Source organism: Arthrobacter sp. SLBN-100, assembly GCF_006715305.1.
Lineage (GTDB): Bacteria > Actinomycetota > Actinomycetes > Actinomycetales > Micrococcaceae > Arthrobacter.
Genome location: NZ_VFMY01000001.1, coordinates 409,222 through 435,750, shown reverse-complemented (window position 1 = coordinate 435,750; position 26,529 = coordinate 409,222). Strand labels below are relative to the sequence as shown.

The following is a 26,529-nucleotide window of genomic DNA, read 5'->3' as shown; positions in this document are numbered from 1 at the left end:
CGATCCTCGCGGTTCCGGGGCAACGGCAGCAGAGGCTTTGGTCCCGCGCTGCCACCGGCAGGAGCTGCAAGTGGCGTTTAGATCCGCTTCCCTGTCTTGTAGAGCCAGTCAGCTGCAAAGACCGCGGGAATCGCGAGAAACGCTATGGCAAAGCCAAGAGGTGTCGGCGGCCGTTGCCCCAGCAGCGCTGCCAGCGGAACCATGTACAGACAGGCGGCGAGGACGGCCAGCTCTGCGATCACCGCCCACACTAGCAACGGGTTGGTCAGCCAGCCCTGGCGCCAGGGCGGCACGGTAGCGCTGCGGCAGGCGAAGGCATTGGCCAACTGGCCGAGCACGACGGCGGTGAAGGCCGCTCCGGACGCGGCCATCAGCAGTGCCGGATCCCCCGGGTTCCCCCGGCTCCAGCCTCCGCCGAAAAGGACCACGGAGAATGCCGTCATTTCCAGGGCCGCCTCCACCGGGCCCAGGACGAAGAAAGCGCGGATCATCAGCGCGCGATCCATCAGGTGGCGCCGCTCCGGCGGCCGGTTCAGAACCCGCTTGCCCGGTGGTTCCGCACCGAGGGCCAAGGCGGGGAGCAGGTCCGTCCCGATGTCCAGTGCCAGGATTTGAAGCACCCCCAGGGCGAGGGGAAACTGGCCACCGGAGAGCGCCCAGATCATGAAGGGAGTCAGTTCGGCGACGTTGTCAGTGAGATGGTAGGTAAGGAACCGGCGGATGTTCGAGTACGTCGCCCGCCCTTGTTCAATGGCTGCGACGATTGTGCCGAAATGGTCATCGAGGAGGACAAGGTCCGCTGCTTCGCGGGCAACGTCCGTTCCGCTGAGCCCCATGGCCACCCCGATGTCCGCCTCCTGCAGCGCCGGGCCATCGTTGACGCCGTCCCCCGTCATGGCCACGACATGTCCGCGGCTTTGCAGGGCCTTGGCAACACGCAGTTTCTGCTCAGGGGACACCCGGCTGACCACGACGCCGTCGCGGTCCAGCAGTGCGCCCAGCATCTGCTCATCGGCGGGCAGGTCCGCCCCCTCCAGGACCACTTCAGGAGTTCCGGCCAGGCCGATCTCACGGGCTATCGCAGCAGCGGTGGCAGGATGGTCCCCGGTAATCATTGCGATCCGTATCCCCGCACGCCGGGCAGCCTGAATCACAGCGGACACGTCGGGCCTGGGCGGGTCATGAAGCGCTATCAGCCCAAGCAGGGCCAGGCCGGCTTCGACTTCTGCCGCTGGCCGGTCCAGCCAGACATCCGGCGGGCCAGGAAGTTCCCGCTCTGCAACGGCGATGATGCGCAGACCATGCGAGGCCATGTCATCAACTTCCGCAGCGGCGGCACCAGCGGACTCGCCGCAAAGGGGCAGCACGGATTCCGGTGCACCTTTAACGAAGAGCGTGCTTCCGATGATCACCGATTCCCGCCGGCGGCCGGGATCAAAGGCAAAGCGCCGCGAAGGCTTGGCGCTCTCTGGTGCGCTTCCGTTTAGCCGGCGGGCGAGGACGTCGATGGCGGCCTCCATCGGGTCGCCGTCGGCCTTCCACTCATCCCCGTGCAGGACTGCGCGGCCCTGGGAAGCGGCGCGAGCCGCGAGTGCTGTCCGGGCGGCGAGCGCAACACCGGTTCCCTCTATGGCCGCGGCAGGCTCGTAGCCCGCCCCGCTGATCCTGACACGGCCTTCAGTGGTAAAAACCTCGACGGCGTTCATCCTGTTCTGTGTCAATGTCCCGGTCTTATCGGTGCAGATGAAAGTGGTGGAGCCCAGGGTTTCGACTGCTTCCAGATTGCGGACGAGCGCGTTCCTCGCTGCCATCCGCTGTGCGCCCATCGCCAGCGAAAGAGTGACAGTGGGCAGGAGTCCCTCAGGGATGAGCGCGACGGCAACACCGATGGCGAACAGGAAGGCGTTGCGCCACGGGATGCCCACCAGCAGGGAGACCAGGAAGAAGAATCCGGCCATGGCCAATGCCACTGCCGCGATGACGCGGACGATCCGCCGCAGCTCCAGGGCAAGGGGCGACGGCGGCGACACCGTAGCGCTGGCCAGCGCGGCGATCCCCGCAAGACGCGTATCGGCCCCGGTGCGTGTCACCACCGCGTCGGTTTCCCCGTTGACCAGGAAGGTCCCGCCCCAGGCGCTGTCCCCGCTGCCCTTCGGCACGGCTTCACTTTCGCCGGTCAGCATCGACTCGTCAACCGTGCAGGAGGACGCCTCAGCCAGGACAACGTCGGCCGGCACCCGGTCACCCGCGGACAGCAGCACTGCATCCCCCGGAACCAGTTCACTGCCGTGCACCCTCATGACACGGCCGTCCCGCCGGACAGACACCTCCGCCGGGAGCAGGGTGCGCAGTTTCGCCGCTGCATGCTGGGCACGTTCCTGCTGGATGTGGGCAAAAATCCCGTTGACAATAACCACCACGATGATCGCAAGGGCAAGTTCGGGCATGCCCGCGACAAATGCCAGTGCCGCTGCGAACCACAGCATCAGGGCGAAGAAGTGGGTCAGCTCAGCGAGGAGCTTCCGCCATTGCGGCGTTCGCTTCTCCCCCGGCAGGACATTGGGGCCCCGCTCCTTCAGTAGCGCCGCGGCCCGGTCCGAACTCAGCCCGGCGGCGTCCGGCAGCTGCGTCGGCTGGCCTGCCCATTGCGTCATTGTCACTCCCCTCAAGGAAAGCTGGTTCAATCTGCGAAAGGCGCCCCTGAGGTCAGTCGAGCACGAACAGGCGGGACTCCCCTGCTCCAAGCTGGACGTTTTCCGAGCCGACCTGCACCAGGATGTCGGGGGCGTCGCCGGATGCCGCGGAAACTGTCAGTTTTCCGTGTTCCAGGCCAACGGTGAGCAGGTGACCGCGGTAGCGGACGTGGAAGGATACTCCCTGCAGGCCCTTCGGCATTTTCGGTGCGAAGAGGAGTGCGTCCGCGGTGATGCGCAAGCCCGCGAAACTGCGCTGGACGACGTCGATGGAACCTGCCATGGCACCAAGGTGGATGCCGGTGCTGGTGGTGCCTCCCTGGGTGTCGTCGAGGTCCGCGCTGAGTGCTTCCCGGAACGTTGTCCAGGCGCGGTCGGGGTCCGTTGCCGCCAGCACGGAGGCGTGGGCCACCCGGCTCAATGTGGAGCCGTGGGCTGTTCTTGCCAGATAGTAACTGACCGTGTCCCCCACTTGGGCAGCCGTGACCGCGTAACCCAGCCCGGACAGGATGAGCCTGAGCTCTTTTTCGCCGAAAACGTACAGGAGCATCAAGACGTCCGCCTGCTTGGCCAGCCGGTACCGGTTGGTGCTGTCCCCTTCAGCCTCCAGAATGAGGTCCAGGCGTTCGATGTTCCGGTACGTGTTCCGATAATGCTCCCAGTCGAGCTCCTGCAGGCCCTCGTAGCCCTGGAACTGGCTGATGATGCCATCATGGAACGGCACCGCCATCCGCTGGCTGACGTGAAGCCATTCGGCTGTTTCTCCGGGCTTCACCGTCAGGCGTGCCTGCAGATCCTCAAGATCGTGGCCGTGAAGCGTTGCCATGATCATGGCCGCCTGGGCACATACCCAGGCCGCCATGACATTCGTGTAGGCGTTATCGTCCAGTCCGGCGCCCGGGTTGTCCGCGGGACCCGTATGGTACTCGTCCGGGCCCATGACACCGCGAAGGTGAAAGCGGTCCTCTTCTTCCTCGTAGTCGGCCATCGACACCACACACCGCGCCACCTCCACTATCAGCTCGGCCCCATGGCGAAGGAGCCACTCCCTGTCTTGGCTGGCGAGGAAATACTGCCAGGCGTTGTAGGCCACGGCGAGGCCCGCGTGGCGTTGAAGATGGGAAAAGTCAGGTACCCATCGGCCGGAGCGCCGGTTGAAAAGCCAGCGGGGCGTTTCCTCCCTGCCGTCGCTGCCGCTCTGCCAGGGGAAAAGCGCTCCCCGGTATCCGGCTGCGGCCGCGGCCTCCCGCGCGGCAGGCAACCGCCTCCACCGATACGTGATAAGTGACCGGGCAACGGAGGGCATCCGGGATGTGAGGAGCGGCAACACAAAAAGTTCGTCCCAGAAGATGTGCCCGCGGTATCCCTCCCCGTGCAGCCCACGGGCAGGTACTCCGGCATCCAGTTCGGCGGTGTGCGGACTGAGCGCCTGGAGCAGGTGGAAGACATGGAGATTCAGGATCAGCTGTACCTGGGTGTGGCCTTCGATATTTATTTCAAAGAGACGCAGCAGCCGCACCCACGCGTCCTCGTGCCGGGAAAGCAGGGCCTCAAAGTCTGTGGCCGACGTCCGGAGCACTGCTGCTGCGGCAAGGGCCGGCGCAGACACGGCCCTGTCGCGGGACGTCACCACGGACGCGGTCTTGGTCACCGCCAGGGGGACGCCGTCGTGCAGCTGAACGTCCCAGAAGCGGTAGTACAGCCCCGCCTCCCCGCCCGCCGTACCGGTGCCAGGCTCTCCGGACACCTGGGTGCGAAGAGCCGTGGCGATCCTGACGTGGCTCTGGGTCGTCTGCACCTCGGTAACGGGCAACGGATCCGCTGCGTCCGGCGGGTCCAGCGCAACCAGGTGGCGGTGGGACAGAAGTACATCCTCGGGGACGTTTTCGTTCGTGACGTCCGTATCAACCCCACTGCGGATGGCGGCCGGCCCCGTCCACCCCACGGCAACCAGTACAGTTTCCAAGGCCGCCAGGTGGGGCTGCGCCATCGAGGCGAAGCGGCGCTGCCGCACCTTCAACCGGCGGCCGTCCGGGGCTTCAAGCTCAACTTCCCTTTCAAGGATGGCCCGGCGCATGTCAAGGACCCGCCGCTCTCGGCGGATCTTCAGCCCGCCACGGGACCACCAGTCCGTCCCTTCAATCCGGACATCCAGCACGAGCCAGTTTGGCTGGTTCACCATGTGCTCGTCTTCGCTGACCTGTCCCTGCACGCTGCTGGTGAGCCGGTTGTAGACGCCTGCCAGGTAGGTGCCGGGGTAATGGACGTCGCCCCTCCTGCTCTCGGGAGCCGAACCCCGGACGGCAAGGTAGCCGTTTCCGACCGTGGTGAGTGCCTCACGATGTCCTTCGTGAGCTGGATCATAGCCCTCATAGACAAGGTGCCACGGGTCGGTGATGACACGGCCGAGATCGAGCTGGCTGACGTCGGTCAGCACGACGTCAGCCCCTGCCGCCTCCAGCTCAGCCCTCCTGTCAGCCCTGTCAATGCCAACAACCAGGCCGAAGCCGCCGCGCCGTGCCGCCTCCACACCTGCAACGGCATCTTCAATCACCACAGCACGGGCAGGAGGAACACCCAGCCGGTGCACCACCTCAAGGAACAGTGCGGGATCAGGTTTACCGGCAAGCCCCAGCTCCCCGGCCACGACTCCGCCCATGACTAAATCAAAGGCGTCCGACAGTCCTGCAGCAGCAAGGACTGCAGAGGCATTGCGGCTTGATGTGGCCAGGACTACCGGCACCCCGGCCGCCCGGAGCCTCCTGAGAAGAGCGACGGTTCCTGGGAAGGTTCGGACTCCTTGCTGTCCAAGCCGCTCCTTGAAAATCCTGTCTTTCATGGCAGCCAAGCCGTGGACCGTCCATTCACCGGCAGGATCAGAGACATGGCCGGACGGCAGCGACATACCCCTGGATTCCAGGAAGGCGCGCACGCCTTCCTCCCGTGGCCGGCCGTCCACATAATTGAGGTAGTCACTGCTGGTGCAAGGGTCCGCGCGCACGTCGGCGGGTACCCGTGGATCCGTGAGCACGCCATCGAACAGTTGCCGCCAGGCAGCTTCATGAACCGACGCCGTATCGGTCACCACGCCGTCCAGGTCGAAGATCACGGCGTCAAACGGTGAAAGCGCAGCGGATGCGGTGGGAGACCCCGGCAACTTACGGTCCTTTCACCCGGTGGTGCACGGCGCGTCCATGATCTTCACTTCCTGCTGTCAGCGGGCCAGCCGAAGATAAAGCCCGAAGGTCCAGGCGCGCCAGATGCAAGGCGCCGAGGACGGCGAAAAACAAGGAGAGAGCCAACGAAGTCCAGAAAGCCGATGTGTTGGCGTCCAGACCCCACAGGGGCTTGACCAATTCGCCGAGTGCCAGGGAAAAGATGAGTGTGAATCCCAGGACGTACATGGCCGGCAGCAGGAGCAGGCCCAAGGGATGGGCCCTGTAGGTCAGCACTGCCAGCAGCAGGAACGCGGGCATGATGAAGCAGAGATCAAGGATGTAAATGGAATACAAGGAGTCAATTTGGTTGCCGGTGCTCATCAGGGGCAGGAGCATGGCAATCCAGAGCGGGTAGAAGATCAGGGGCTGGAGGAGGGCTCCGCTGGCCGAAGTGATACGGAGCGCCCTGGAGAGGCCCGGTGCCTGGGTGTCCCTTCTCAGGCAGATCCCCGCGCTGACCAGCGCCCAGAACGTAAGGGCAAAAATGGCCATGTACAGGAGATACAGTCCGTTGTAGGCCCGTTCGATGACATAGATTCCGTAGGCGTAAAAAAGGTAACCGAGCAGCCCCAGCTGCAGGATCTGTCCCTTTGGCCGATCATTCCGGCTCGTCCAGGCAAGGAGTATCAACGAGACCGAAGCGACCGCTGAAATGAGATCCTGGGAGTAGGCGCCGGGTAAAAGCTCACGGGAAACAACGCCGGAGTAAATGTCCGGCCTGGCTACGCCAATAACTGCTGCTGCAAGCGCCAGGACGCCGATCAGCACCCAGAGAAGCCTGTGGCGGCCAAAGTTCGTGATCACACTGCTTCCATCCTCCTGGGTCAGGGCCACTCAACCACGCCGGCATCCCCGCCAATAGGGGCTTTGGTCCTAGCTGCTCCCCCTCCCTGGGGCTGCATGCGGTGACAGCCATCAGCATGCCCGTTGCAAAATAGGCCCCAGCAGCACCGGTGGTGCTGTCTCCGTCGTGTGGGAAGCACTGTTCCTACACCCTGCCGATGCCTTGGGCCAGCGACTGAAGTTCACGGAGGATCAGAAGCTGTTGTTCATTGATTTTCGTGAGCTCTTCGATTTCACTCTTCGCCTCCATATCGGTGTCGTAGTCGTGCTGCGCCATGGCAGAAGCGATGGCATCCTGGCGCTTGGCTGCGATCAGCAGGATGGCGCCCTGAAGACCAGCGAGCATCGATAGAAACAGGTTCAGCAGGATGTAGGGGTAGGGGTCCCATGCCCGACTGGCCATCGCGAAGGTGTTGACGGCGGCCCAGAGGACCATAAAAAGGATGAATCCCCCGACGAAAGGCCAGCTACCCATGCCGTTGCGCAGGTAGTCGGCCGCCCGCTCTCCTTTGGTCAGTGAAGACTTATGCCGGGTATGCCACGTGACATTCTGCTCACTCATGATTCAGGGTAAACCCGCCGGGCAAGCGAATTTCCAGCGTGCTGTGAGGGTTTGGTGGATGGTGCCCGGGCGATTCGCCGTCAGGCAAGCGCCCGCCGCAACATCGCGCTGCCCGGACATGGTGGCCGCCGCGGGGACTTATGACTCTACCCGCACAGGAAGAGGCGATCGTACCCTGAAGTGAGAGTGACTGGCCGCGGTCTTCAAGGAAGGGTTGCCAATGAACACACTTGTCCAAACCTCCATGATTGTCTTCTACATCCTGGCTGTCCCGGCTTTCATCGGGGACGTGCTCGCGGGGATGAGCAGGTGGGCCAGGTACATCGGGCGCATCGGGACCGGCCTGATGATGACACTCGGAGGGGCAGGGGTAAACGCATCATTCCTCGCCTCTGGCTACGACTACAGTGATTTCGCCAACGATGCGAAGTTCGGATGGGTGACGCAGACCTGGCAAGCGGTCATGCCCGCCAATTACATGCTGCTCATCGGGCTTCTCATCACGTTCGAGGCGGTCGTCGGGATCCTGATCCTCTGGGGCGGCAGGCCGGCCCAGTTCGGGCTTGTTTGCGCCATCGCATTCCATGTTGCACTTGCGCTGTTCTTCTCGTGGTTCCTCACCGGCTACGCAGTGGTCATGCTCGTGGCTCTTGCGCTGCTGCTGCGTGCCGAACTCCGCCCGCCCGCCCAGCCTGCGGTCCGCCGTCGCCTGCGGCATGGTCTGGCGTAAACAGGCGGCCGCGCCACCGGTTGGCGGGGAGACCGGCATGGAGACTGCCACGGATCTCTGGCGAGGCCTATCCCACCCGGGACGCCCCGGCAATCTGGAGGCTCCGGGCGGCTGGGGCCGTCCCCCTCGGCCCCACAAACCTGGCCAACTTGGCCATACGTTGGCTCTGCGTCAGTGAGTCGTGGGGTGCGACGATCAACCCCTGGGACCCTAGCTGACACTCGGCGCCTCCACCGGTGGCGAGGCAGCGGCACTGGCCACCGGGATGACCTCGCTTGGGGTCGGGGCGGACGGGCTGGGATCGCTCCGCCGGCCAGCCCAGTGCTGCGGCATCAGCGTGCTCAAGCCCACCTTGGGCCGCATCCCGAACGCCAGCACAATCGAGCCGGCGAATCAGCCGATCGGTGCACAGCTCCTGGTAGCCGTCGGCCCGATGGCGCGCCGGGTGGCCGACCTCCGGGCCGCGTTCGAGGTCATGGCCGGGCCCACCTGGCGGGACCCGTGGTCCGTGCCGGTGCCGCTCCGCGGCCCTGGGCCGGCCAGGCCGGTCCGTGTAGCGCTCCGTCGTCGACCCCGCCGGCCGGGGCGTCGCCCCGCAAATAGCCGACGGCGTGCGGAAGGCAGCGGCGGCACTGGAGGACGCCGGCTACAGCGTCCCGGAAGCGGAGCCGCCCTTGATCGAGGAGGCGGCCCGCGCCGCTCTCGCGATGCTCAACACTCCCGAATGCCGGGCGGTTATCCTGCCAATGCTGGACATGTTTCCTGCCGACACACGCCAGTTCCTTTCCGCTTTCTATGACCTGGCAGGCGGACCGGACCCCGTAGCCGCACTTTCGGCGTTCATAACCCGACCTCAATGGTGTTCGCGGACCGAGGATACTCCCAGAGGCCAAGGTCCCGCATAACGCGACCGAGCGACGGGCCATCCGCTCTCCGGGGCCAATGAGTCTCAGTCCTTATTACCCCGTGCCCACACCTGTGAAAGCACGTTCGTGGACGGGCGGCTGTCGCATTGGAGGGTGCGGATAGTACTGACATCTACCGATTTCAGGTCCTTTTGGCACTGGCCGGATGGTCGTTGCTGGACAGATCATGACGCTCAGGAGGCAACGGCATGAGTACCTTTGGAATTGTTGAACCAGGTGGCGACGTGATCTCACGTTGGTGGCGCAGCCGGGCTGTCACGAAAGGCCTGATTTTGGCGGCGATCCCGGCGGTCGCGGTGTACGTCATCACGGACGTCGTCTCGGCCCTGTTGTACAAGGGCTACAGTTTCCTGGACCAAGCGATCAGTGAACTGAGTGCCTTCGGGTCACCTGTCCGACCGCTCATGGTGACCGCAATCCTCACCCACGCTGCGCTGCTGCTGGCATTCGCAATCGGCGTTCTCCGGGTGGCGCGGCGAGGAAGCGCCTTGTGGTGGATTGGCGCCATCGGGGTCGCGGGTTTCCTGGTCGTGGGCATCCCGAATCACACGTTCTGGGCGATGAGTTCACGGGGGACGGTGACAGGGTTCAACGACACGATGCACATCACGTTGTCGATCGTGTTCACGGTGACCGTGATTGCCACGATGATTCTCTCCGCCATTGCCTACCGGGGCTGGTTCCGCCTTTATGCGATGGCAACGTTGGCCGTTGTGGTCGCGTTCGGGGCGGCTGCTGGGTTCGCGATCCGAGGGATAGAACAGAACGAGACGGCGTGGGCAGGTGGGTTTGAGCGGATCAACGCTTATGCCTACTTAGCATGGCTCATCATGCTCACCGTCATGGTGACTCACCATGAACTCGGCTCTCCGAGGGTCGGCGGTGAGGTCGACGTTTCCCGTCCCGAGGCACCCGCGTGAGTGCTGTCAGCGATTCCAGGCTCGGCACTTGCCGCCGAGTCGGCGGAGAGGGTCAGTGATGGCCACGGCACAGATTCCGCCTCCCACCGGGGAACCCGGGCCCATCGACGAGGTTGCCCTGCGTGCGAAGGTTGCGGGGGTGCTGAACAGCTGGCCCTCCGCCGGCCTGGCAGTTGCGGTTGTGCGTGACGGGAGGCTGGCGTGGTTCCACGGGCATGGTGTTGCAGAGGTCGCGACTGGGAAGCCGGTCACCGAGGACACGGTGTTCCGGGTCGGCTCGCTCACGAAGACAGTCACGGCGGTCGCGGTCATGCAGCTGTGGGAGCGCGGCCTGGTTGATCTGGACGCGCCGGCGAACGACTACCTGACGACCTTCCGGCTGGCGCCGGTTCGGCAGGGCCTCCAACCGGCGACCGTCCGGCACCTGCTCACGCACACTGGCGGTGTGGGCTACTGGCGCCGGATGTCGGATCTGCTCCGTCCGGCCCTGGGCTCGGGCGTTCGCGCAACCCGGGTGCTGCCTCTGAGCGACTATTACCGCCGGGGGTTGCCGCAGGAGATCCAACCCGGCACCAAGTGGGCCTACAGCAACCACGGCTTCGCGGCGCTGGGCCAGATCGTCGAGGACGTCACGGGCCAGACGCTGGCGGATTACATGCGCGAGCACGTGTTCGACCCGCTGGGAATGGACAACACCGGCCTCGTCCGCTCCGACCGCGTGCGTCCCGGCATGGCCACCCGCTACGTCGTACGTCCCCGGGGGCTCATTCCCGTCGCCGAGTATGAGATGCCGACGCCTGGTGGCGGCGGCCTGTACTCCACCGCAGCGGACATGGGCCGCTACGTCGCCTCACTGCTCCAGGAAGGAGCCGCGGACCGGAGGCAGCTACTGCAGCCTTCGACGGTGGCGATGATGTTCCAACCCCACTTCCAGCCCGACCCCCGGGTCCCGGGAGCGGGGCTGGGGTTCAGCCTCGATTCCGAAGGGGGGCACCGCACAGTAGCCAAGAACGGCGTTTTGAGCGGTTTCCTGGCAGACCTGGCCATGGCACCGGGCGAGGGCATCGGCGTCGTGGTCTTGACCAACACCGGCGCGTTGAGCGGCCAAGGAGCAGCCGTCCCGCTCGGCACGGCGGTGCTCCGCCAACTGCTCCGCCTTCCCGACGAAGCGCTGCGGACCGACCTCGCCCCGCACGCAGAGGTGTGGGCCGATCTTTGCGGTTGGTACTCTCCTGCCCCGGGCCCCGTCACGAACCTGTTCACTCGACTGCTCCTGGGCGCCGGCGTCGAAGTTCTCGTCCTCCACAACCAGCTGATCATGAAGCCCCTCACACCGCTCCCCGCGATGCGCAAGGGCATGCGTCTGCACCCGGACGACCCGAACGATCCGTGCGTTTTCCGCGTCGACATGTCCGACGTCGGCCTGGGCACAATGCCGGTCGTGTTCACCGGTGCCCGGAACACGGGCAACAGGCAGCTCTTAATGGATGTAATGGCGTTCCAGAAGCGCCCCGACGCACGCAATCCCAGGCGTCTGGCCACCGCAGCCCTCGCCGCGGGTGCAGCAACGCTGACGGTCCTCCATGGTCTGCGTTCCCGCCCGGCAGCCGGGTCCCCAAGCGCGCATTGACCACCCGCCCCAACTGTTGTCACCCGCAACTAAGGAGATCCCTGAAGTCCCGGCGAGACAGGGGGAAATCGGGTGGGCATCCGCATCATCTCCATGGGAGTGGGGGAACCCGACGCCGTTAAGCGGCTGGACGCAATCGCCGCGCGTACCGCCGCGCAGCGCGGGCAGCCGCCATACCAGCCCAACGGTCGCTTCCTGCAGCGCTGGATGGTCGGCATCATGTTCCACCAGCGGCTGATCAACCTCGTGGTCAGCAACGTCGTGGGGCCGCCGGTGCCGGCGTACTTCGCCGGAGCGTTAGTTCGCGAGGCGTTCCAGCTCAGTGTGCTGCAAGGCAACCTCGGAATCGGCGTCGGAGTGCTGTCATACGCCGGGCAGCTCCACATCGACATCGTGGCAGACATCGACTCCGTGCCTGACGCCGGGACGTTCAGCGCGGGAGTCTCCGAGGCTCTCGAACAGCTGGGGGCAATCACCGGAAAGCCGCGGCGGGGTAGATGAGACCCAGGGTCCTTGTGGTTGCTGTATCACCTTGTCCGGGACTCTACCCACCCTTTGCGCCACTTCGTCCCCTCCGTGGGCTGGCTTCGGCGGACGCCGTGGGCAGTTCGTGACCTTTGGCCCTGTTGATAGCTCATGGGCCGGATCAAGCTTGGATTAGAGCAACCAACGGAGGGAGCCGAAGAAGGCCATGGCAGCGAGACAGCCCCGCGGGCAACTGTCATGAAAGGCGCTTCCCGGACCAGGCTGCAGTTCCTCGGAGCTACAGACACAGTCACAGGATCCCGGTACCTGGTTGAGTCACAGGAGCGGCGCGTTCTGGTCGACTGCGGTTTGTTCCAGGGATACAAGCGGCTCCGCGAGCGCAACTGGCTCCGCTTTCCGGTAGTCCCACAATCCATTGACGCCGTCCTCCTGACGCATGCCCATCTGGACCATACAGGGTACCTTCCCAGCCTGATCCGCGACGGCTTCTCGGGTCCGGTCTATGCCACTTCGGGAACAGCAGAACTTTGCACTGTGCTGTTGCCGGACAGCGGCTACTTGCAGGAGGAGGAAGCGCGCTATGCCGAGTACCGGGGTTCTTCACGGCACAGCCCTGCCAAGCCCCTCTACACCAGGGAGGATGCCTTTGCTTCGCTCAAGCACTTTAGGGCCCATGAGTTTGACCATCCCATAGATCTGGGCGGCGGCATGGAGGCAACATTCCTGCCGGCAGGGCACATCCTCGGGGCGGCCCAAATTCATCTCGATGTCGGTGGCCATTCCGTCCACTTCACGGGTGACCTCGGCCGTTCAAACGACCCTTTGATGCAGCCGCCAAGGGGCTTGGAGCCTGCCCACGTCCTGGTAACGGAATCCACGTATGGTAATCGGGCCCATCCTGCTGGCGACCCAGGCACCATACTCGCGGACATCGTCAACCGCGTCGCCAAGAAGAACGGAGTGGTGCTGATTGCGGCTTTTGCAGTTGGCAGGGCCGAGACCCTCCTCCTTCACCTATCCAGGCTTCGGGCCGAAGGGCGTATCGCCAAAATACCCGTCTACCTCAATAGCCCCATGGCGATCGATGCTACCGATATGTACCGACACCACCGCAAAGAGCACCGGCTCGAGCAAAACGAATACGAAGCCATGTACAAGCTGCCCATTATGACCAGGACGGCTGATGACTCACGCCTCCTTGACCTCCGCGGCGGGCCCATGATCATCATTTCGGCAAGCGGGATGCTCACTGGTGGCCGTATCCTCCATCATCTCGAAAGCTACGGTCCGGATCCACGGAACGCGATCGTGCTGAGCGGCTACCAAGCCGGTGGAACCCGCGGGGCCGCCCTTGCCGGCGGCGCCAAGGAACTGCGCATTTACGGGCAGGATGTCCCAATCCGTGCCGAAGTAGTGCAGATCGAGGGATTCTCTGCCCATGCCGACTCTGACGACATCATGAAGTGGCTGCATGCCGCCCCAAAAGCACCTCGAATGACCTATATCACCCATGGTGAACCGGAAGCCTCGGACGCCCTGCGGCTGCGCATCAACCATGAACTCGGCTGGCCCGCCCGGGTGCCGGAGTACCTCGAGAGCGTCAACCCGGCGAACCCGCGTTAAATTGCCCGCATTCACACCTGAGGAGGAGTCGATGGCACTCACGGAACACGAACAGCACCAGCTTCAGCTGCTCGCGGAACAACTGCAAAGAGAAGACGCTCACCTGGCTGCGAAACTTTGTTTCGATCCAACTAAGCCTGCCGCAAGCACCGGTCGCACGGCAGCGGGCGGCTTGATGCTGCTCGTCGGAATTGTCGTCCTGCTGACGGGGGTCGCCACGCATGTTGCGCCTCTTGGAATCCTCGGTTTCACGATCATGGGCACCGGTGCCTATCTGCTGTCGCTGGGCGTGCGAGGACGAATTTTCAGGCACCGGCCGGAGGGCCCGTTGGCCGGATGACCATGGTGCACGGTGAGAGCGGCCTCGGGGCTCACCCGGGCCGCCTGCTTCAACCAGAATTACCGCCATGACGTGTCCCGGGGGAAGCCTTTCCGACCGGATGTCTGAACCGCTTGGACGATGGAGACCGCAGAATCCCTTAAGCGAGCTAGCATATAAGTGGAGGCGACTGGGACTCCGATAACCGAGTCCGGCAAACTACCACACGTTGGACTTTCTCAGATGACACAAGGGTGTGCCATGAAGAGGTTGCTGCAACCATCAGTCCCGCGTCGCTCCAGAGTGCTGACCCACATGAGCCCACACGTCTGGCTTGTCGTGAAGACCACGGCCCCGGGCTGTGGTCATCGTCTCCGGATGGTCATCTTCCATGTGGCGTGAACCGATGCGCCAACGCAGCCAGGTCCTCTTCAGGGAATTCATTGACCGGGCAGATGAACTGGTCCGCCCCCAGGAGCACATGGAAGGACTGCTTGCCGCCGTCGTATCCCTGACCGAAGACCTAAGCCTCGAAGCGGTCCTGGACCACGTTGTGCACTCCGCGTGTGAACTCGTCGGAGCGCGCTATGGCGCGCTCGGCGTCATCGGCGAGGGGCAGCTATTAAGCCACTTCATCACTGTGGGGATAGACGAGGAGGGTACTCGGATCATTGGCGAACTACCCACCGGGCATGGTGTCCTTGGGCAGTTGATCACCGAACCCAAACCCTTGGGGCTGCATGACCTGGGTGAACTTATAACGGCCGCCGGGTTCCCGGCCAATCACCCGCCCGTGAAGACATTCCTGGGTGTGCCTATCCGACTCCGCACTACCGTGGGCAACCTGTACCTGACCGGGAAGAACGACGGGCAGGACTTTACCGCAGAGGACGAAGCGCTCACGGTTGCCCTGGCTGCAGCGGCAGGAGTGGCCATCCAGAACGCAAGATTATTCGAGGAAAGCAACCGCCGCCGTCTTTGGCTGGAAGCGGGAATGGAGGTCACCGACGCCCTGATCGGACAAACACACCCCCATGAGACAGACAGCCTGGACCTCGTTGCCGAGCGGGCACTGCGTGCCTCGGACTCGGTGCTGGCACTCATTGCGGGTCCGGCAGGGGACGGAATCGTCAAGTCCTGGACTTCTGTGGGCGCCCAGTCACTCCCGGCGGGATACCGGCTGCCGGTCTCCCCGGTACTCACCGAGGTCTTGGAAACGGGATTGTCCCAAACCGTGCCGGACGCAGCCCAACTGTTTGACCCGGAATGGGGTATTAAGCTGGGGCCTGTCCTCGTCACCGCCCTGGGCCACAAGGGAAACCGGAACGGCGTACTGATCCTGGCCCGGGCCGCCGGTGGACCAGGATACGGGGATGTCGACTTGGAACTGAGCGCCGTTTATGGATCACGAATAGGCCTGGCGTTGGACCTGCTCGAGGCAAACAGGCTGCGGGAGGAACACATGCTCTTCTCCGACCGTGACCGGATTGCACGCGACCTGCATGACCTGGTAATCCAGCGCCTGTTTGCTGCGGGACTGAGCATGCAGAGCCTGCGCCGCTACACCGAAGATCCCGTCGCTCACGAGCGGATTGCCAGCGTCACGGGGGAACTGGACGACACCATACGGCAACTGCGGGACACCGTGTACTCGCTGCAAGCGCGCGGGTCGGCGCAGGAACTCCTCAGCAGCCGGCTCCTGCGTACTGTGCAAAAAGCTGCCTGGCAAGCCGGGTTCAACCCGGACATGGAGCTCACAGGCCCCATCGATGAGACCGTGACCGAGGATGTCGCCATGCAATTGGTACCGGTGCTCACCGAAAGCGTCAGCAACGCTGTCAGGCACTCCGGCGCGGACTCAATAAGTATCCGCGTAACGGCGCACAGGGACAGCGTGGTCCTTATGGTGCGGGACAACGGCTGCGGTTTTGAGAACCCCGGACGGATGGGCGGACTGGACAACATGAGGCAGCGCGCCGCCAGGGTGGGCGGCCGGTGTGTCATTAGCAGTTCCCCCGGCCAAGGCACGTTCGTGACGTGGACGGCGCCCGTCGCGACCTGACGACAGCCCGAGGAACCTGGCCATCAGTGAACAATACAAAACTCACCAGGTGAGGCCTCCCCCACACATATTTCGTGGTTATCCATGCTGCAGGCACCACGGGTCTTTGGTCCCTGTCACCTCCATCCACGGGGGTATCTACTGGAAGAACACTTGGCCCCTGCCCGGTGGTACGCTACGAGATTTAGAAGGAACCGTCATGTCAGACATGCTTAGATGGACGCCGTTCAACACACCCCGGTGGAGCTCCCCGTTCCAATCCCTTTTGAAGTCGCCCTTGGACTTTGGGGACCTCATGGACCGCATCTTCGACGCCGGGAACGGACCCGCCCCGATCCGGGTTGAGGAATTCGTCGACGGCAAGACCCTGGTGGTGAGGGCCGAGATGCCGGGCGTAGATCCGGACAAAGACGTGGAGATCACGATCGATGATGGATATCTGCGGATTCGGGCCGAACGCCGGGAAAAGGAAGAGCACAAGGACAAGGGCCGTGTCCGGTCCGAATTCCGTTACGGCTCCTTCAGCCGCAGCATCCCCCTTCCCGAAGGCGTGAAGGAAGAAGACATCAAAGCCTCCTACAAGGACGGGATGCTGGAAGTCCGGACGCCCCTGCCGGAGGAAGCTGCCCCGCCTGAGGCGCCGAAGAAGCTTCCGGTCACCCGCGGCTAAGCATTGACCTCACGGGGCTCGGACAGCCGCGCGGCGGCGTTCCGGCCGCCATCGTTTCAAGGGGCGGCCGCCCTGGCCGGTCCACGGCTGGCCCTGCGGGCGACAACACGGCTGGAAATCATTCCAGGTGCCACCCAGCTCTTCGAAGAGCGCGCAGCACTCCACCGGCGGCCGTGCTGGCCTCTGACGGGTTCATCCGTTATCTCTTGGCTGCCGGCGAGGGCTAGTCTGCCCCACTGGCGCCAAGCCTTCCGGATGCTTTAGGCGTGTCGTTTGCTTAATGTCTGCCCGGTAACATGAAGCCATGACCGCGGTGGCCGCCCCTTCCGGCAGCGCCTTCTCCCTGGCCCGCAGCGCCCGGGGAGTGTTGCGCCGGGTACCTGTGTGGTCGTGGCGTCTCCTGATGCTTACGGTGAGCTCACGGGAGCAGACGCGGTTCAACATGGATCCCGTCAGTGAGGTCACGTATACCGACGACGTCGACTACTTCGGCGACGGTCTCCGCGCCCACCGCCTCGACGTACTGACCCCGCCGGCCACAGGGCCTTTGGGGCCGGCGGGGGCTGAAGAGCTGCTGCCCGTCTATGTCTACTTCCACGGCGGAGGGTGGACGTCCGGGGACAAAGCGGCCGTGACCAAATACTGCGCGAACCAGGCGCTTGGGGGGATGGTGGTGGTAAACGTCAACTACCGCCGCGCTCCCCGCTTCCATATGGGCCATCTTCTCGAGGACGCGAATATTGCCCTCGCCTGGGTGGGCGCCAATATCCGGAAGTACGGAGGGGACCCCGAGCGGCTTGTCCTGGGAGGCGACTCCGCTGGCGGCCAGATCGCCGCCTTGCTCACCGCCGCGAGCCTGCGGCCCGAGCTTGCCGCGCATTACGCCCTACAACCAGCCCTTCCAGGAAAACACCTCAAAGGACTGGTCCAGCACTGCAGCGCCGTGGATTTTTCTGTATTCTTCGACCGCGGCTTTGTCCTCAGCCTGAACTTCATCCGCATGCTGCTGCCATCGGGTCTGCATCCGACGGAACGAACGCAAAAACCGCTGCCGGCACCGGAAGCAGCCGAGCGGCTGAAGTCTGCGGCCGGTTTTATGTCCCCCATCGAATGGCTGGACGACAGCCACCCGCCGGTGTTCGTCACCACTTCCGAGCGGGACTTCTTCTACCAGGCAAACCTGAACTTCATTGAACGGCTGCAGAAGCACCGCATACCGGTGGACGCCTTGATCTACCGGTGGGACAGTGCCAACACTGAACACACCTGGCAGCAGGATTACCGCTACCCGGAATCCCAGGAAGTCTACCGGCGCTTGCATGCCTTCGTAAGGAGCGCCGCCCGGGCTTCCTCCGCCGAGGCTCCGCACTGAGCCCAGCCGCGGGAGCTATGTTTGGAGCATGGCAGTTCCGGATCAAGGGCAGTACGGGATCGACCCTGAGGATTTCGGCTCCGCGCGGGTGGATGCCGCCGCCCTCCAGGACGCCGAACTGGGTGACGTCGACTGGTCCGTGCCGCCCCCCGGCTCGGTACGCCGGCGCATCCCTGTTCCCAGCGGTCACCTCGCGGCGCTGACCCTCGGAGATCCCGGCAATCCGTGCATCGTGCTGGTACCCGGAGCCACGGGTTCCAAAGAAGATTTCTCGCTCATGATGCCCGACCTCGCCGACGCCGGCTACTTTGTGGTGAGCTACGACTTGGCAGGCCAGTATGAGTCGGCGGCAGCGGGCCCGGAGAACCTGGTACCGCCGAGGCGGCATTATGACTACCGGCTTTTCGTGGATGACTTCCTGGCAGTCCTGCAGGCCGTTGGCGCGCCCGCCCATGTTGTGGGCTACTCCTTCGCCGCAATAGTTGTCCAGCTCGCCTACGCGGAGCGCCCGGAGCTGTTCAGGACCCTCACCCTCCTGAGTTGCCCGCCCGAGTCCGGCCAGAGCTTCAGGGGTATCAGCCGGATCGGCCGGTTCAGCAGCTGGGTGAATGGCAGGATCGGTGCCGCACTGCTGATCTGGGGCATCCGCCGCAGCTTCGTGATCGTACCGCCAGGAAGGCTCCGGTTCGTCAATTACCGGTTCCGCTTCACCCGCCGCGCCTCGATCCGGGACATCTACATGCTCATGAAGAACGTTCCGGATCTTCGGCAGGTGCTGGCGGAAGCGACCGTCCCAAAGTTCGTCGCGGTGGGCGAGCATGACCTGTGGCCACTGCAGCTTCATCGGCTCTTCGCCCAGGCGATCGCAGCCCGGATCGGGGTATACAGGGGCGGCCACAGCCCCTGCGAAACGTCGCCGCACGAGTTCAGCCGTGACCTCCTGGCGCTCTATGCCAAAGCCGACCGGGCGGCCTAAGTTAATTCCTGGTGCCGTTGCCGGCAGCGCCAGCGCAACCGCTCCAGGCGGCGCTTCAGCGGCGGTTCAAACGCAAACTCGATGCGGAACGTCACCAGCGACATCACGACGCGGCGCCGAAACGATGACCAGCTGGCGAACGGGCGAGCCGACACCCCAACCCGCAAGGTTGGATCGTAGACCACCGCCATCTCCGGCCTCAGGCGGTAGGAGATATCGAAGTCATCATGGACGTCGGCATTGTCCCGGACCACCAGCATGCGGATGCCCGCCCAGACGTCCCGATGCAGGGCGAAGTTGGAACCGTAGGCCGGCGGATGGCCCAACAGGAAGCCGATAACGGTGAAATAGCCGCCCCTCAACAGGCATCGGCCAGCAAAGCGGACCAGGATGTTCCCGCCGTAAAAATCACCGGGCCCGGTGACAACGGTAAGCGGCCCCGCGGTCCGAAGGATGCCCTCGACGTGCTCGAGCCAATCCTGTGGCGGCCGGGAGTCGGTGTCGAGCCGGGCGATGATGTCCCCCGCCGCGGCATCAAAACCGGCGGCGGCAGTCGCCGGAATACCTGGCAGGTCCACCGCTATCCGCCTGACGCCGGCCGTGGCACAGACGGCAGCGGTGCCATCGCTGCTCGAGTTGTCCACCACGATGATCTCGTCTGCCGGCCGGCTCTGTTGGGACAGTAAGGCCAGGCAGGTCTCCAGCTCCGAGGCGTCATTGCGGCAGGGGATGACAACCGAGACGGTGGGAACAGCCATAGCGAGAGCCTACCCGTACGCCGGTTGCCAGCGGACCTTCACAACAAGGGGATTCCCGGGTGCAGGGATGACGGGACCAACGCCTCTGCCGCGGCGCCCGGCGATGGCGCAGCATTATCAGAAAGGTAAGGCCGGCGAAAGGGGTTGGCAGTGGCACAGCTGCCCGGGAGTGTATCCGCCGGGGCGGAATCTGCAGGTCCCTGCCGGGGCGGGCAGCGGTGACGTCCGCATTGTCCGGCAACGGACGACGGCGCGTCGTCGCCGTCGTGGTGGCGCTCGCCCTCGTGGCACTCGCCGTCGCGCTCGCCGTGGTGACCTCGCTCCGCCCCGGCAGCCAGCCGTCGTCGGCTCCGCCGACCGGGACCTTGCCGGGGCAGGTCACGGATTCCCCCAGCCCATCGCCCTCAGCGCCAACCTCCCCTTCCGCGCCTGCGACTGGTACTGAGACTGAGACTGAGACTCCGGAGGCGGGCCAGACCCCGGTCCAGCCGCCGGTAACCGTCCCGCCCATCCCCCAACCAGTACCGCCCGAACCAGTACCGCCGGAAACAGCGGCTCCGCCGGCACCGGCGCCCTTCCCGCCGTCGCTCCGTGGCCAGGACCTGACAGTCATCCCGGGGGCCGGGCGTGTGGTGGCGCTGACCTTCGATGCCGGCGCAAATTCCGCAGGCCTTCCGAAGATCCTGTCAACCCTGTCCGCGAGGGGTGTTGCCGGCACGTTCTTCCTGACCGGCAACTGGGCCGCCACGAATCCTGGAGCGGTGGGGCAGATCGTCGCGGCCGGCCATCGCGTGGCCAACCATTCCATGACCCACCCCGGCTTCACGGGCCTCTCCAATCCGCTGATTGACCAGCAGGTCCTGGGAGCTGAGCAGGCCATCCTGGCGGCGGGCGGCGATCCCCGCCCGTTGTTCCGCTTCCCTTACGGCGAACGGGATGCGCGGACCATCGCGGAGGTGAACGGCCTGGGCTACGTCGCCGTCCGGTGGACCGTGGATACCCTGGGCTGGAAGGGCACGAGCGGCGGCATCAGCACGCAAACGGTCACGGACCGGGTCATTGCCGGCCTCCAGCCAGGCGAGATCGTCCTGATGCACATCGGATCCAACCCGGACGACAGCACCACCCTGGATGCCGACGCCCTGCCCCAAGTGATGGACCGCATCAGCGCCGCCGGGTACGGCTTCGTTACCCTCGATGCGCTCCTGGGCGGTTAGGGCCTTGGTCAGGGGCTGTTCGAGAGGTAGTCAAGGAGTCCCTTGACGGTTGCCACTGCCCGGTAGTCACGTTCGGGATGTCCACTCCGGTGTCAGTGTTGAGGGTGCACCAGTAGAAAGTCCCGCCGGCACGAAACCACCGGCCCTTCCGGAAATGCCGTTGTTCCGGTAGCGTCTGCCCATCGATTGCCGGCGAGCGCGGAAGAGGATGGTCGGGCTGTCACTACCCCCTCAGGACGGTAAAACCTGGCTGCACGATTTGCCCCACGATCCGCTGACGCCCCTGCTCCTCAGCGGCCACGCCGCCGTCGGCTACTGGACGAAACAGGACCTGCTGCAGCAAACCCAGGAGGGCCCGCAAGCTGCCCTGTGGGCGCTGCCGGTTCCCGTCCGGATCCTCCACCGCCAGCGGTCGGACGGATCCTGGGCCTATCCCGGCAGCACCTCCCGGCGCAGGACGGACTACGACCTGCTGGAGACCTACCGGCAGCTTGGCTTCCTGGTGAGCATGTTCGGTCTTACCCGCCAGCACCCTGCGATTGCTAGGTCGGCCGACTACGTTCTCTCCAAGCAGTCACCGGAGGGGGACATCCGCGGGATCTACGGAAACCAGTTCTCCCCCAACTACTCAGCCGCCCTGCTGGAGCTGTTGGTGAGGGCCGGGTACGGGGACGACGAGCGCGTCGCGAGGGGGTTCTCCTGGCTGGAGGACACACAGCAGGACGGCGGCGGATGGGCTCTTGCCATCCGGACCAGGGGCAGGAACCTGACTGCCTTGGACGAACCCGAAACCGTGCAGCCCGACCGGTCGAAACCATTTTCACATTTCGTCACCGGAACGGTGTTGCGGGCCTACGCCGCACATCCGGGCCACAGGCAAAGCGGGACGGCCCTTTCGGTGAGCAGGTTGCTCACCGAAAGGATATTCGAGAAGGACAGGTACCCGGACAAGAACCGGGCAACTGATTGGACCGAATTCTGCTACCCCTTTTGGGCCACCGATATCGTCTCCGCTCTGGACGCGGTCAGCTTGATAAACCCACATCTGCGCGGTGAGAAGATCAACCAGGCCAAGGCGTGGCTGATCATGCACCAGGAGCCCGGCGGATTGTTCAGCGGGCATCTGATGCGGGACCGCTATCACGACTTACAGCTGTGGTTCACCCTGGCGGTATGCCGGCTGTTCAGCCGGATGCCCCAGCCCTGAAGGGGACCCATGACGGCCCCCTTCAGCTGCCGCTGCGGCTATTCCTGGTGCTTCACGGCATGTAAGCGGGTCACAACGGTGGGGCACGGTACCCGCTGCAGGACCGCGTGTGCGGTGGAACCCAGCAGGAGCCTGCTGAAGCCTCCGCGGCCGCGGCTGCCGAGAACCAGCAACCGCGCATCGGCTGCAGCCGCTACCAGCGCCTTCGCCGGATCCTCGTCATTCTCGAGCCGCTGACGCACTACGAGGTCCGGGTACTTGTCCGTTAGGCCGGCGACTGACTCTGCCAGGACAATCCTGTCCTCTTCCTCAATCGCCTCGGCCAGGCCTCTGACGGGCATCCCCCGCTGAGCCCACCAGGACGGGCGGCGGAATGCCAGCACGGCAGTGAGCACGTCCCCCTCGCGGTCTGCTTCGGCCGCCGCCAGCGCCACCGCCTGGAGCGATTCCTCAGAGCCATCCACCCCGACCACCACTCCACGGCCCGCCGGTCCTTGGTCCTGGGGAATGACCGCCACCGGGCAGTCTGATGCCGCGACCACCTGCAGTGCGCGGTCCGTCATGGGTCCTCCATCAGCCCAGGTCCGGTTGTGCGATCCAATGACTACCATCGAGGCATCCCGTGAGAGGTCCTTCAGCACGGAGGCCGGGCTCCCTTCCCCCAATCGGATCCTGACGTCAACGCCAGGCTCCTTCTTGGCGGCATCCTCCTGGACCTGCCGCAGCAGCTGCATGCCGGATTCCCTGATCACGTCCTGATAGGTGAACTCCGGCGACATCCACCGGTCATCGAGTGCGTGCACGGCAATGACGGAAAGCTTGTGCCGGGCAGCGCGCTGGAGCGACCACAGCATTGCTGCCTCGCTGCCGCCCGACCCGTTAACTCCGACGACGATTGGCTTGTTCATCTGAAACCTGCTCTTCCGGGCGCGATGGTGGGCATCAACACCGAAACAGTGCCGACGCGTTCAGTGTGATCCTTCCGCCGGTACGGACGTTAGGGCCTTTAGCCCCAAAGGGCCGAAAGGCCCGGTAAGTGTCGATGATTCCGGCCTACGATTGGCAAGAGAGGTCACATCGCTGGCCAGGCGAGTTTTACCCGGCAGCCAGCATTTTAACCAGGGAGATGCCATGAACCAGCACGCGGAACGGGGAGCCGAAGCAGCGGCAATGCAGGCTGTTGAAGAACATCATGCCGGCATGCTCAAAGAGCTGAGCGGGTTGGCGGCCTCGCTGATCGGGTCCGTCGAGTCCGGGGACTCCGCGGCCGAAGAAAAGGCCCGCGGCACGCTGCTGGCATGGTGTGACAGCGAACTCATTCCACATGCGCTGGCAGAGGAGGGTCCGCTGTACAGCGGCCCGCGCTCAACTCCGGAAGGAAAACTGCTGGTGGAAGGCATGCTAAGCGAGCACAAGGTGATCGTGGGGCTTGTCGAGGAGCTGCGCAGTTCACGGGGCGTTCCTGCCGCCGTGGCCGGCGACGCAATCCGGCGCATATTCGCCCTGCATCTCGACAAGGAAAACCGCCTCCTGATGCCGTTCATCGTGCAGTCGCCCACCATGTCGCTGGCTGAGGCGGTTTCAGGGCTTCACGAGCTGGTGGGAGAACACAGCCCGGACCACCACCGCCACCATCATGCCCGTTCCGCGGAGTAGGTTCACCCTCAGCGAAGATCCTGCTCACGGAGCTTGGCCATGTACTCCCGTTATTGCTCCCTGTTGCCTCCTGCGCCGCAACAGTAACCTCTGAGCCAGCCAAATCGAAGCGACCATTAGACCCAGCACGTCGGCGAAGCCCAGAATGGCGGCCCAGGGCAACTCGATCTCTCCTATGTTGAGGTTATTGAAGAAGGAACCCAATGGGGTGAGTAAGGGCCACAGCACAAGGACGTTGCGGGTCAGAGCGAACGCTACCGCGTAGACGATGCCGAGCCCAAAGAGGAACACCATGCCTTCGCCGCTCATTCCGTACCCGATATGGTATGCGGCGTACAGTGCTGCAGCTATGGCGACACCGGGGGCCCGGCCGAAACTGGCGCTGAGGCGAGTCTGGACGAAACCGCGGAAGAACACGGTCTCGAAGGCGCCCACAGTCAAAGACATAACAAGCAAAGGCACCCACCCCTCCGGTTCGGGTAAGGGATACCCGAAGAGCGTGATGGCGAACTGAATGGACGCCAGAATCAACCCCAAGGCTAGCGCCGGCTTCCAGTTACCCAGCCACAATCCCAGGTCGGACAACGGCCGTCCCCGCCTGGCGGTATAAAAGACCGGACCCGCGACCCCCAAGACCAGTCCTGCACCAAAGCAAAGGAACAAGCCGGGCACGTTCGTAACAGTGAACACGGTAAAGGCCACACGAAACAGTGCGACGACCACCAGGTAGAGGCCCGCCACCACGATGAGATCCAGTTTGTCGACGCCCTGCCGCCGCCAGGCCGCAGGGCCGGAAATCGCGGCCAGCAAGAGCGCAGAGGCGGGCACCACCAGGCCATAGACCGTCAGGTCAAGGAGCGCCAGCAAGAGCATCGCGGCGATCAGCCAGACGAACCACATCCAGGTGCGCCAATTTTCAATCCGCTGAACACTCATCAGGACCGTCCTTTCGTGCTGAATCACTCCGGCAACAGATCCTGTCGGAACTTTGCCGTGACGCTTCCGGATCAGGTCAACGGAGCGTGTTTGGCGAGTTGGGCTGTGATTTGATCCGTCCAGGCGTCGACAGCCGCCCAGTCCCGCAAGTCTCCGAAGCGGCCTCCCGTGAGCCGAAACAAGAGACGGAGCGGTGCCGGCATCTGCGCGGCCTTGTAGACACCGGAAAAGACTTTGTGGCCGCGGAGCGGAACCTCCTGGAACTGAGCCCGTTCCAGGCGTTCCTGTTGCAGTGCCGCACCGCGCTTGCGAAACGGCTTGGGCAGGGCTTCGGACATCCCCACGCTGAAAGCCCAGACAGGTCGTTTGGCCAGCTGAGGCACATGGCGTGTGAAGAACAGCAAAGCCGCAGGCAGCCACGCCTGATTGTGGATGGCGCTGCCGACCACGACAGCATCGTAGCCGGAGACAGACTCAACCTCCTCCACGGACCGGCACTCGACCTCGCCCAGCGCAGGCGCCATGCGGGCGGCTATATGTTGAGCAATTTCCCTGGTGGACCCCAGTCCACTTGCATACGCAACAAGAACAGTCATGGTTGGTTCTCCTGCCTTCCTTGCTCCAGTCTGGTGGAACCCGCACCTGTTGGAACCTGCCATAAGTCCCGGGCTGGCGGACGAAGTTCGGTATCCGGCAGCAGCAGTCCCGGCACACTTTCACGGCATGTCTGGGGAATTCTTCGTTCGGGCAGACTTTCCCTGCACCGGCATTGGTGTCTGCTTCGAATGCACCAGTACCACGCCGACGACAAGGAACCAGAGCGCCGGGGGAAAATTAGCCATAAGGACCGGTAACCAGCCACCGGCGTTGTACCAACCATTGAAATCAACGGGGCCGCCGTAAATCGCGGGAACTGATACTGCGCATGAAACGACCGCCGCCCAAGCCAGCCATCCTGTCCAGCGCGGGAGTATGCCGGTGGCGAAGGTGGCGTAGGCCGCCGTCGCCATAAACATGCCAGTGATGACGAAGGCGATCGGGCCGTTGTAGATCAACAGGGTGCCTTCGAACATCGCGCGAACCGCCGAGGGATCTGCATTTCCCCCGAGGGTGTCAAGAACAGCGCCACCCTCAAGTCCGTTAGCCACCAGGGTTACCCCGACCCAGACAACCATGGCTCCAAAAGCCAGTGTGCCGACCCACTCGAATTCCGGGTCCGATCTCCGAATCAATTCCCGGAAGGCCGCCGCGAAGACCATCATCACAACGTAAAGCGCCATGTTGAGCAAGATCCGCGTAAAGACGGCGTTCCGGATCCGGAACAGGTCCTGTGCTTGGGCGGCCCCGTCGTAGACCGAAACGGAAGAATCTCCAGCCATGTAGAGCGGAAACTGTCCCAGCGACAGCAGAAGCGCTGCAAGGCTGAAAGAACCGGCTAACCGCCGCATCTTCACATCATTCATTTTCTGTCACCTATCCCCCACTGCTCGCGTCGGACGGCCGAGCCGTGTTCGCCCTCCTGGCAACTCCTTCAGCAGGAAGCCCCACAGGCCTTCCGTGTAGGAAAAGGCCCTGGCTGTGTCGCGTCAAGGCGGTGTCCCAGCGGGTCACTCAGCCCATGCAGTCCCAGGAAGCGATTCGGGTCAAGTGCTGTGGAACTGCTCCCCGGGAGTCGGAAACCGAATTTCTCAGGCCAACTTCCGGGAGCAGTTCAAGCCCCCGGCG

General features: G+C 64.1%; 24 protein-coding genes and 1 pseudogene. 15 read left to right on the top strand and 10 right to left on the bottom strand.

Annotated elements, in window-relative coordinates; translation table 11 throughout:
* Positions 1-77: 77 nt before the first annotated feature.
* The 4 genes from FBY31_RS01890 to FBY31_RS01875 all read right to left on the bottom strand — a co-directional run bounded on the left by FBY31_RS01890 (position 78) and on the right by FBY31_RS01875 (position 7,316).
* Positions 78-2,654, bottom strand: a complete 2,577-nt coding sequence (locus FBY31_RS01890; protein WP_142036192.1) for a cation-translocating P-type ATPase — start codon at positions 2,652-2,654, stop codon at positions 78-80.
* Positions 2,655-2,706: 52 nt separating this feature from the next.
* The gene (locus FBY31_RS01885) at positions 2,707-5,850 is read right to left on the bottom strand and encodes a beta-phosphoglucomutase family hydrolase (RefSeq protein ID WP_142036189.1); all 3,144 of its coding nucleotides are present in this window, start codon (positions 5,848-5,850) and stop codon (positions 2,707-2,709) included.
* A 1-nt stretch (position 5,851) separates the two neighbouring features.
* Positions 5,852-6,715: a hypothetical protein gene (locus tag FBY31_RS01880; RefSeq protein ID WP_142036186.1), complete on the bottom strand. Its 864-nt coding sequence runs from the start codon at positions 6,713-6,715 to the stop codon at positions 5,852-5,854.
* 184 nt (positions 6,716-6,899) lie between these two features.
* Positions 6,900-7,316 (bottom strand): DUF1003 domain-containing protein, encoded by a 417-nt coding sequence (locus tag FBY31_RS01875; protein ID WP_142036185.1) that lies wholly within the window; start codon positions 7,314-7,316, stop codon positions 6,900-6,902.
* A 220-nt stretch (positions 7,317-7,536) separates the two neighbouring features.
* On the opposite strand from FBY31_RS01875, the gene FBY31_RS22740 reads away from it, so the two are divergent.
* From FBY31_RS22740 to FBY31_RS23745, 3 genes and pseudogenes are all read left to right on the top strand, one after another.
* Positions 7,537-8,046 carry a hypothetical protein gene (locus FBY31_RS22740; protein ID WP_160142422.1) on the top strand — a complete coding sequence of 170 codons (510 nt, stop codon included), beginning with the start codon at positions 7,537-7,539 and terminating at the stop codon, positions 8,044-8,046.
* Positions 8,047-8,066: 20 nt separating this feature from the next.
* A complete protein-coding gene (locus FBY31_RS23750) occupies positions 8,067-8,264 on the top strand; it encodes an amidase family protein (protein WP_160142421.1) in 198 nt (65 codons plus the stop codon).
* Positions 8,261-8,554: pseudogene (locus FBY31_RS23745) on the top strand (amidase family protein); the annotation flags it as partial. The gene FBY31_RS23750 and the pseudogene FBY31_RS23745, both read left to right, overlap by 4 nt.
* 138 nt (positions 8,555-8,692) lie before the next feature.
* Here the strand turns inward: FBY31_RS23745 and FBY31_RS23525 are convergent.
* Complete coding sequence (locus FBY31_RS23525) at positions 8,693-8,818, bottom strand: hypothetical protein (RefSeq protein ID WP_268815621.1); 126 nt, start codon at positions 8,816-8,818, stop codon at positions 8,693-8,695.
* A 342-nt stretch (positions 8,819-9,160) separates the two neighbouring features.
* Here FBY31_RS23525 and FBY31_RS01860 point away from each other — a divergent pair, with 342 nt between their 5' ends.
* The 9 genes from FBY31_RS01860 (at position 9,161) to FBY31_RS01820 (ending at position 19,030) form a co-directional block, all read left to right on the top strand.
* Complete coding sequence (locus tag FBY31_RS01860) at positions 9,161-9,892, top strand: DUF998 domain-containing protein (RefSeq protein WP_142036179.1); 732 nt, start codon at positions 9,161-9,163, stop codon at positions 9,890-9,892.
* Positions 9,893-9,950: 58 nt separating this feature from the next.
* Positions 9,951-11,522, top strand: a complete 1,572-nt coding sequence (locus tag FBY31_RS01855; protein ID WP_160142420.1) for a serine hydrolase domain-containing protein — start codon at positions 9,951-9,953, stop codon at positions 11,520-11,522.
* A gap of 72 nt (positions 11,523-11,594) precedes the next feature.
* Positions 11,595-12,023 carry a WS/DGAT domain-containing protein gene (locus tag FBY31_RS01850; protein ID WP_142036175.1) on the top strand — a complete coding sequence of 143 codons (429 nt, stop codon included), beginning with the start codon at positions 11,595-11,597 and terminating at the stop codon, positions 12,021-12,023.
* Between the two features lie 222 nt (positions 12,024-12,245).
* The gene (locus FBY31_RS01845) at positions 12,246-13,631 is read left to right on the top strand and encodes an MBL fold metallo-hydrolase RNA specificity domain-containing protein (protein ID WP_142036173.1); all 1,386 of its coding nucleotides are present in this window, start codon (positions 12,246-12,248) and stop codon (positions 13,629-13,631) included.
* Between the two features lie 31 nt (positions 13,632-13,662).
* Positions 13,663-13,971, top strand: a complete 309-nt coding sequence (locus tag FBY31_RS01840; RefSeq protein ID WP_160142419.1) for a DUF3040 domain-containing protein — start codon at positions 13,663-13,665, stop codon at positions 13,969-13,971.
* 385 nt (positions 13,972-14,356) lie between these two features.
* Positions 14,357-16,012, top strand: a complete 1,656-nt coding sequence (locus FBY31_RS01835; protein WP_235012874.1) for a GAF domain-containing sensor histidine kinase — start codon at positions 14,357-14,359, stop codon at positions 16,010-16,012.
* 199 nt (positions 16,013-16,211) lie between these two features.
* On the top strand, positions 16,212-16,682 hold the full coding sequence (locus FBY31_RS01830; protein WP_142036164.1) for an Hsp20/alpha crystallin family protein: 471 nt from the start codon (positions 16,212-16,214) through the stop codon (positions 16,680-16,682).
* A 304-nt stretch (positions 16,683-16,986) separates the two neighbouring features.
* Positions 16,987-18,054 (top strand): alpha/beta hydrolase, encoded by a 1,068-nt coding sequence (locus tag FBY31_RS01825; RefSeq protein ID WP_235012873.1) that lies wholly within the window; start codon positions 16,987-16,989, stop codon positions 18,052-18,054.
* 28 nt (positions 18,055-18,082) lie between these two features.
* Positions 18,083-19,030: an alpha/beta fold hydrolase gene (locus FBY31_RS01820; protein ID WP_142036161.1), complete on the top strand. Its 948-nt coding sequence runs from the start codon at positions 18,083-18,085 to the stop codon at positions 19,028-19,030.
* Here the strand turns inward: FBY31_RS01820 and FBY31_RS01815 are convergent.
* Positions 19,027-19,788, bottom strand: a complete 762-nt coding sequence (locus tag FBY31_RS01815) for a glycosyltransferase family A protein (RefSeq protein WP_142036159.1) — start codon at positions 19,786-19,788, stop codon at positions 19,027-19,029. The genes FBY31_RS01820 and FBY31_RS01815 overlap by 4 nt on opposite strands.
* Positions 19,789-20,006: 218 nt before the next feature.
* Between FBY31_RS01815 and FBY31_RS01810 the strand changes: the two genes are divergently transcribed.
* Both FBY31_RS01810 and FBY31_RS01805 read left to right on the top strand, forming a co-directional pair.
* Positions 20,007-21,005: a polysaccharide deacetylase family protein gene (locus tag FBY31_RS01810; protein WP_142036156.1), complete on the top strand. Its 999-nt coding sequence runs from the start codon at positions 20,007-20,009 to the stop codon at positions 21,003-21,005.
* Positions 21,006-21,264: 259 nt separating this feature from the next.
* Positions 21,265-22,212 (top strand): adenosine deaminase, encoded by a 948-nt coding sequence (locus tag FBY31_RS01805; RefSeq protein ID WP_235012872.1) that lies wholly within the window; start codon positions 21,265-21,267, stop codon positions 22,210-22,212.
* Positions 22,213-22,250: 38 nt separating this feature from the next.
* Here the strand turns inward: FBY31_RS01805 and FBY31_RS01800 are convergent, their stop codons facing one another.
* A complete protein-coding gene (locus FBY31_RS01800; protein ID WP_142036154.1) occupies positions 22,251-23,120 on the bottom strand; it encodes a universal stress protein in 870 nt (289 codons plus the stop codon).
* Between the two features lie 223 nt (positions 23,121-23,343).
* On the opposite strand from FBY31_RS01800, the gene FBY31_RS01795 reads away from it, so the two are divergent.
* Complete coding sequence (locus tag FBY31_RS01795; RefSeq protein ID WP_142036151.1) at positions 23,344-23,868, top strand: hemerythrin domain-containing protein; 525 nt, start codon at positions 23,344-23,346, stop codon at positions 23,866-23,868.
* 24 nt (positions 23,869-23,892) lie between these two features.
* Here the strand turns inward: FBY31_RS01795 and FBY31_RS01790 are convergent, their stop codons facing one another.
* The 3 genes from FBY31_RS01790 to FBY31_RS01780 form a co-directional block, all read right to left on the bottom strand.
* Complete coding sequence (locus tag FBY31_RS01790) at positions 23,893-24,804, bottom strand: CPBP family intramembrane glutamic endopeptidase (protein WP_142036148.1); 912 nt, start codon at positions 24,802-24,804, stop codon at positions 23,893-23,895.
* Positions 24,805-24,875: 71 nt separating this feature from the next.
* Positions 24,876-25,400, bottom strand: a complete 525-nt coding sequence (locus tag FBY31_RS01785; RefSeq protein WP_235012871.1) for a flavodoxin domain-containing protein — start codon at positions 25,398-25,400, stop codon at positions 24,876-24,878.
* Between the two features lie 120 nt (positions 25,401-25,520).
* The gene (locus FBY31_RS01780; RefSeq protein ID WP_142036142.1) at positions 25,521-26,267 is read right to left on the bottom strand and encodes a hypothetical protein; all 747 of its coding nucleotides are present in this window, start codon (positions 26,265-26,267) and stop codon (positions 25,521-25,523) included.
* Between the last annotated feature and the right edge of the window lie 262 nt (positions 26,268-26,529).

What these genes read in the sequence shown, in the direction of transcription:
- FBY31_RS01890 (WP_142036192.1), bottom strand. Translation starts at nt 2,654, where the DNA reads ATGACGCAATGGGCAGGCCAGCCGACGCAGCTGCCGGACGCCGCCGGG.
- FBY31_RS01875 (WP_142036185.1), bottom strand. Translation starts at nt 7,316, where the DNA reads ATGAGTGAGCAGAATGTCACGTGGCATACCCGGCATAAGTCTTCACTG.
- FBY31_RS22740 (WP_160142422.1), top strand. Translation starts at nt 7,537, where the DNA reads ATGAACACACTTGTCCAAACCTCCATGATTGTCTTCTACATCCTGGCT.
- FBY31_RS01860 (WP_142036179.1), top strand. Translation starts at nt 9,161, where the DNA reads ATGAGTACCTTTGGAATTGTTGAACCAGGTGGCGACGTGATCTCACGT.
- FBY31_RS01855 (WP_160142420.1), top strand. Translation starts at nt 9,951, where the DNA reads ATGGCCACGGCACAGATTCCGCCTCCCACCGGGGAACCCGGGCCCATC.
- FBY31_RS01845 (WP_142036173.1), top strand. Translation starts at nt 12,246, where the DNA reads ATGAAAGGCGCTTCCCGGACCAGGCTGCAGTTCCTCGGAGCTACAGAC.
- FBY31_RS01840 (WP_160142419.1), top strand. Translation starts at nt 13,663, where the DNA reads ATGGCACTCACGGAACACGAACAGCACCAGCTTCAGCTGCTCGCGGAA.
- FBY31_RS01835 (WP_235012874.1), top strand. Translation starts at nt 14,357, where the DNA reads ATGCGCCAACGCAGCCAGGTCCTCTTCAGGGAATTCATTGACCGGGCA.
- FBY31_RS01830 (WP_142036164.1), top strand. Translation starts at nt 16,212, where the DNA reads ATGTCAGACATGCTTAGATGGACGCCGTTCAACACACCCCGGTGGAGC.
- FBY31_RS01825 (WP_235012873.1), top strand. Translation starts at nt 16,987, where the DNA reads ATGACCGCGGTGGCCGCCCCTTCCGGCAGCGCCTTCTCCCTGGCCCGC.
- FBY31_RS01820 (WP_142036161.1), top strand. Translation starts at nt 18,083, where the DNA reads ATGGCAGTTCCGGATCAAGGGCAGTACGGGATCGACCCTGAGGATTTC.
- FBY31_RS01815 (WP_142036159.1), bottom strand. Translation starts at nt 19,788, where the DNA reads ATGGCTGTTCCCACCGTCTCGGTTGTCATCCCCTGCCGCAATGACGCC.
- FBY31_RS01800 (WP_142036154.1), bottom strand. Translation starts at nt 23,120, where the DNA reads ATGAACAAGCCAATCGTCGTCGGAGTTAACGGGTCGGGCGGCAGCGAG.
- FBY31_RS01795 (WP_142036151.1), top strand. Translation starts at nt 23,344, where the DNA reads ATGAACCAGCACGCGGAACGGGGAGCCGAAGCAGCGGCAATGCAGGCT.
- FBY31_RS01790 (WP_142036148.1), bottom strand. Translation starts at nt 24,804, where the DNA reads ATGAGTGTTCAGCGGATTGAAAATTGGCGCACCTGGATGTGGTTCGTC.
- FBY31_RS01785 (WP_235012871.1), bottom strand. Translation starts at nt 25,400, where the DNA reads ATGACTGTTCTTGTTGCGTATGCAAGTGGACTGGGGTCCACCAGGGAA.
- FBY31_RS01780 (WP_142036142.1), bottom strand. Translation starts at nt 26,267, where the DNA reads ATGAATGATGTGAAGATGCGGCGGTTAGCCGGTTCTTTCAGCCTTGCA.